Origin of the sequence: Streptosporangium sp. NPDC006013 (assembly GCF_040614275.1) — a bacterium.
In the GTDB taxonomy this organism is placed as follows: domain Bacteria; phylum Actinomycetota; class Actinomycetes; order Streptosporangiales; family Streptosporangiaceae; genus Streptosporangium.
The window spans coordinates 1-1643 of the sequence record NZ_JBEXUE010000911.1; the positions used below are offsets into that span (position 1 = coordinate 1).

1 protein-coding gene is annotated in these 1643 nt (G+C 76.4%); it reads right to left on the reverse strand.

Features of this window, described 5'->3' with window-relative positions:
• A partial coding sequence (locus ABZ260_RS50840; RefSeq protein WP_355633113.1) for a P-loop NTPase fold protein occupies positions 1-1643 on the reverse strand: 1643 nt, incomplete at both ends.

Genomic DNA, 1643 nt, shown 5'->3' on the forward strand with positions numbered 1-1643 from the left:
GCAGCGCGGCGGCGGCCAGCAGCGCCCCGGTGAGGACGAGGGTGGCGACCAGGCCGAGGGCCACCGGTGCCAGGCGGGTCAGCGCCAGGTGGTAGGCGCGGCTGCGGACCGCCTCCCGGTCGATCCTGGACAGATTCAGCTCCAGCCAGAACCGCTCCCGCTCGGCGCGGGGCAGCCGCCGGGTGACCTGACTGATGATCTCGTGTGCCAGTCCGGCCCAGACCTGCTCACCGTTCTGGTACATCCACGGGTTGAACCAGATCGTGGGCCGCCAGTCCGCCCGCCGCAGCGGGAGCGGGTCCGGCTCCGCCCGCCCGGCGCTCCCCCGGGGGCGCCGGCCGGTCCTGGCCAGCACCTCGGCGTTGGTCAGCGTCCGCTCCGCACGGGAGCCGGGCAGGTGGATCGGGGCGGGATCGTCCCCGGCGGCCCCGGGGTCCAGCAGGTCCTGGATCATCCGCATCAGGGAGGTCTTGCCGGTGCCCCACGGCCCCTTGACGCCGATCGTCAGCGGGGGCCGGGTCTCGGGGTGGCGGACGAACGCGGCGATGGCCTCGGCGTAGACCCGGTGCCCGAGCTGGTCCTCGGTGGTCCACCGGTCGGCGGTGAGCCTGGCCCGGGGCCGTACCGTACGGAGCCCGGCCCGGTGGCGGCGGAGCAGCGCCGAGGTCTGCGCCCGCTCGGCCGCCGAGAGCCGCGAGTGGCCGAATCTCCGCACGTCCGGATGGACGAACGTGGTCGTCTCGCCCAGCAGGCCCCACTGCCTGAGCTCGGCGGCGTCGCCGAGGATCTCGTCGATCGGCTCGCCCTCGTCGAGCAGGGCGGCCCTGCGCAGCAGCTCCCTGGCCGGCTCGCTCAGGTGGAGTTCGTAGACCCGCCGGACGATCTCGATCCCGCAGCCGGGCGGGGCGTGATCGCCGAGCCGCGCCAGGGCGTGGGTGAAGGCGGCGTGCGGGGCGGCGGCGTCCCTCGCCGGGGTCAGGGCGACACCGGCGACGGCTCCGTAGGCGATCAGAATGGGGGTGCGGGCGGCCGAGACCGCCGTGTAGCGGGCGAGCGCGTAGGCGTGCAGGTCCCCGACGCTGATCGTCCCGTCCCCGTCGAGGTCGGCGGCCCGCGTCATCAGGCCCTCCGCGATGACGTCGGTCAGCGTGCGCACCGGGCCGGGCACCGTCTCGTCGAGCCTCAGTGTGAGGGTCAGCGCCGCCGCCGCCACCCTCGGCTCCCCGGCCACGGCGAGCTGCCTGACCGGTTCGGCGGAGCCGTCGAGGGCGCTCCAGCCGAAGTCCACGATCAGCAGCACGGCGGCCGCCAGCGACTCGCCGACCTGCCGCCCGAACGTGCCGATCATCGATCCCAGCTGCCCCGAGGTCCAGCCGCCGTCGGCGGGCAGCCGGATCAGCAGCAGGTCCCCCTCCCGCGCCGAGCGCAGCAGGTTCCACACCCGCTCGCCGTCCGCGTTCGCCCCGCCGCTGGTCTCGGCGTCGACGGTGAACCCCTCGGCGCGCAGCGCGCTCGCCAGCCGCGCGTCCGGCCGCCCGGTATCCGGCCCCGCGGCGTGCGGCCCGGTGGTGGAGGTGCCAGGGGGTGGCGTCGTGGGCCGGGGGTGGGGCCGGGGCGGGGGGGGGGCCGGGGCCGGGGGCGGA